Source organism: Dietzia sp. SLG310A2-38A2, from assembly GCF_014145095.1.
Taxonomy (GTDB): domain Bacteria; phylum Actinomycetota; class Actinomycetes; order Mycobacteriales; family Mycobacteriaceae; genus Dietzia.
Genome location: NZ_JAALDX010000036.1, coordinates 5,186 through 9,015 on the forward strand (window position 1 = coordinate 5,186; position 3,830 = coordinate 9,015).

Genomic DNA, 3,830 nt, shown 5'->3' on the forward strand with positions numbered 1-3,830 from the left:
GTCCACTGATCCACGCCTCGCCGGCGAGAACGGTCACCGAGCCGAGATGTTCGGCGCCGCCCTCCAGTCCCACCGTCCCGCCGACCACGACGATGTCCCCGACGAGGACCTGGCCGTCCTCGACGACGTGGTGCTGCTGGGTGATGAGGGTCGCGGAGTATCGGCCGGGCTCCGTCGGGGCACAGGCGGCGACGAGCAGCCCGCCCAGGAGGAGCAACAGCAGGCGTAGGTAGCGGGTCGGGACCGGGGTCATGCAGATCGTTCCTCCTCGGTCCGCTGTCGCTCCGGGAGGAGGAACAGGACAACGGTGACGGTGAACAGGAGCAGGCTGATCGCGGCGACGGCCCGCAGGTGTTCGGCGAACGGCAGCTCGACGGATGCCCACCAGATCGACAGGGAGGTGCTCAGGAACGTCGCCATCCAGCCGGAGACACCGACGCCCAGAGCTGTGTTCCGTGCGATCGTGGCCGGGGTGGAGAAGTCCGCCCACAGCGCGAAGTTCAACACCGTGTAGATGCTCACCGCCACTGCGTAGAGCATCGGCAGTCCCAGGGCGGGAGGCAGCTCAGGGGTGGTCAGGGCATGGAGCGCGTAACTGAGCTGGGTGAGGGCGAAGAGCGCGAAGATCCAGCCCAGCAGGACCCGCCGCCCGAGAGCCGGATAGAGGATCCCCGCGAGGGCGGCCGCGAGCACGTGCGCGCCCCCGATCGCCCACAGCGTCGCGGGGTCCCGCGAATGCCAGGCGGAGTCCGTGTACACGGCGCTGTCGACGATGCGGAGGAACCCCAAGCTGTCGATGAAGTAGACGCCGAACATGAGTACCAGCGCCAGCGTGAACGCCCGCCCCGGCCACCGACCGGGCCGGGCCGGATGACGGACGAAACGGCCGACCCCGTATCGGGGCAGATGGTGCTGACCGGCGAGGGTGTCCGTCAGCTTCCACGGGAGGAAGGCGAGGGCCACGAGGGCCACCGCGCTCGGTGTCATCAACCACAGCAACTGGGCGGCGAACTGTTCGATCCGCCAATCCGAGGAGAAGACCGCTGCGGGCAGGAACGCCGCCGAGGTGATCACCGCGGCAACCGGCCCGCGCTGCCGGGTGGGCACGAGGTCACAGGTCAGACCGAACAGGCTGGGGACGCCGAGGCCCAGGCCGACCGAGGCGGCCGCGATCCACATGAGCAGCCCCGACTCGCTGCGCACCTGGGGTGCAACTGCGGTGAGTGCGGTCTGCATGACCACCACCACTGCCAACAGTCGCAGCTTCACGTGGAAGTCCTCGCTCCAGCGGCGGCGGTGCATCACCAGCCCCGCTACCAGCGCGACGAACAGCGTCAACCCGGCCAGCAGAGCCATCGCGCGGGCGATCCGCTCATCCGGCAGACCGATCACCCGCGCGCCCAGATCGACCAGGCCCAGCTGCACGAAGGTGAGGTTGTAGAAGTACCCCGCTGATCCCGCGGCGACGAACAGGCCTACGCCGAACAAGGGCGCCCACGCGCGGTTCCGGATCCGGGGCGTCATAGGCGCCCCGGCCACCGCGCGGGACGCACCGAATCGTCGACGCGGCGCCCGGCGGGTCCGGGCGCCCGGTTGAGGAGCAGTGGGAACGCCACGGCGGTCATCGTCCACGTCACGACCACTCTCGACGCCCCCTCACTCCGCGGCGGGGACACCGACGTCCAGCCCCCCGTTGTGCACGACAGTAAGAACGGCGATTCTAGCACCAGGAATACCGGGGTGAACGTTCATGACCACGCCCCTGAGCACGACACCCGCCACGCCTGTGGAGCTCACGGGGTTCTCGACGAGGCGCTGTCGGTCAGTGGGGAGGCGGAAGGGCCTTGGGCCAATTGTGACCGACGACGTGTCACCAACGACGCGATCCATCCTGATACGAGGGGCCCCCGCGCTAGGCGGTGTCGGCGACCAGCGGCTCGATGGTGAGGTGCTCCATCTCCTTGCTGATGTACTGCAGGCGCCACTTGTCGCCGAACAGGGCCAGCAGTTCGCCGTCGCTGCGCTGGAACACCTCCACCCCGCGCTGGCGGCCGAGCTCGTCGGCGGAGGCTGCGTCGGTGCGGCGGGCGATGGAGTACGGGAGGTTGTCGACGACCACCTCGACGTTGAACTCGGTCTTCATGCGGGCGGTCACCACCTCGAACTGCATCGGCCCGACCGCGGCCATGACGGGGTTCGCGTCGCCGCGGGTGTCGTTGCGCAGGATCTGCACCACACCCTCGGCGGCCAGCTGGTCGATGGCCTTGCGGAACTGCTTGTACTTGCCCAACGACTGCGCGCGGACCACGGCGAAGTGCTCGGGCGCGAACTGGGGGATCGGCGGAAACTGGACTTTCTTACCGGTGTAGAGGGTGTCCCCGGGGGCCAGGGCGGTGGCGTTGACCAGGCCCACCACGTCGCCCGGGTAGGCGGTCTCGACGGTGGTGCGGTCGCGGCCGAAGACGGTGAGCGCGTACTTGGTGGTGAACGGCTTGGCGGACTGCGCGTGGGTGACCACCATGCCGCGCTCGAACTCGCCGGAGACCACGCGCATGAACGCGAGCCGGTCGCGGTGCGCGGCGTCCATGCCGGCCTGCACCTTGAACACGACCGCGGAGAACGGATCAGAGGTCTCACGCGGTGCGCCGGTGACGGTGTCCCACGCGTGCGGCGGCGGGGCCAGCTCGACCAACGCGTCGAGGATCTGGTGGACACCGAAGTTGAGCATGGCGGAGGCGAAGATCACCGGGCTGGTCTCGCCCGCCAGGTAGAGCTCCTGGTCGTGGTCCTGGCCCATGGCCGAAAGCAGTTCGGACTCCTCGACGGCGGTCTCCCAGACATCGCCCTCACGGTCGGCGGCGGAGGCCGGGTCGTAGTGCTCCTCCGGGGCGATGGTCGAGCCACCGGCGGTGCGGGTGAAGTGGATGTACTCCTCCGGCGCCCCGTCGGGGCCGCGACGGAGCAGGCCCCGGTAGTCGCCGGCGATGCCGACCGGCATGAAGAGCGGGGTGGGGACAAGGCCGATCTGCTCGGTGATCTCGTCCAGTAGTTCCAGCGGAGCCTGCCCCGGCCGGTCCCACTTGTTGATCACCGTGATGATGGGCAGGCCGTTGTGCTTGCACACCCGGAACAGCTTGAGCGTCTGCGGCTCGAGGCCCTTGGCGGCGTCGATGAGCATGACCGCCGCATCGACCGCGGTGAGGACGCGGTAGGTGTCCTCGGAGAAGTCAGCGTGGCCGGGGGTGTCGACGAGGTTGATGACGTAGGGCTCGTCGTCCTCCGGTGACCCGGCCGGCTTGTACGTGAACTGCAGTGCTGTGGAGCTGACCGAGATGCCGCGGGCCTTCTCCATCTCCATCCAGTCGGAGACGGTCGACCGACGGCCGGACTTGCCGTGGACGGCTCCGGCCTCGGTGATGACCCGGGCGTGCAGCGCCAGCGCCTCGGTGAGCGTGGACTTGCCGGCGTCCGGGTGGGCGATCACGGCGAAGGTCCGGCGTCGGGCGACCTCGGAGCGTACGTCCGCGTGGGCCCCGGACCTGTCGGGACCAGCGGGTTGCCCGGTCGTCCCGGTGTCCTCGGCGGTCTCCGTCACGCGTCCTCCTCGGTGCTCCGGCGGCCCTCGCCGTCGTCATCCCAGGGTACGTCCGTCCACGTTCGAGCACCCAATCCGCCGGTGCACCGCCCGGGGTCGGCGGGCGCGCACGAAAGGCGAGGTCACACGGGGCGGTGATCGCCCTCGGGGCGCGGTGCGCCGGGACGGTCCACGAGAGCGGCGAGGTAGCGGCGGGTGAGCCGGTTCTGTTCGACGCGGGCGACGGGTGCGCCCC

3 protein-coding genes are annotated in these 3,830 nt (G+C 69.7%); all 3 read right to left on the bottom strand.

What is annotated here, in order from left to right:
- Positions 1 to 253, bottom strand: a 253-nt coding sequence (locus tag G6027_RS01430; RefSeq protein ID WP_182634741.1) for a hypothetical protein, incomplete at its 3' end; no start/stop codon positions are given.
- On the bottom strand, positions 250 to 1,524 hold the full coding sequence (locus G6027_RS01435) for an MFS transporter (RefSeq protein WP_182634743.1): 1,275 nt from the start codon (positions 1,522 to 1,524) through the stop codon (positions 250 to 252). The genes G6027_RS01435 and G6027_RS01430, both read right to left, overlap by 4 nt.
- Positions 1,525 to 1,912: 388 nt before the next feature.
- Positions 1,913 to 3,595 carry a peptide chain release factor 3 gene (locus G6027_RS01440; protein WP_182634745.1) on the bottom strand — a complete coding sequence of 561 codons (1,683 nt, stop codon included), beginning with the start codon at positions 3,593 to 3,595 and terminating at the stop codon, positions 1,913 to 1,915.
- Positions 3,596 to 3,830: the final 235 nt, after the last annotated feature.

Bases quoted from the DNA above. Each gene is read 5' to 3' on its own strand.
- G6027_RS01435 (WP_182634743.1), bottom strand. From the start codon at position 1,524: ATGACGCCCCGGATCCGGAACCGCGCGTGGGCGCCCTTGTTCGGCGTA.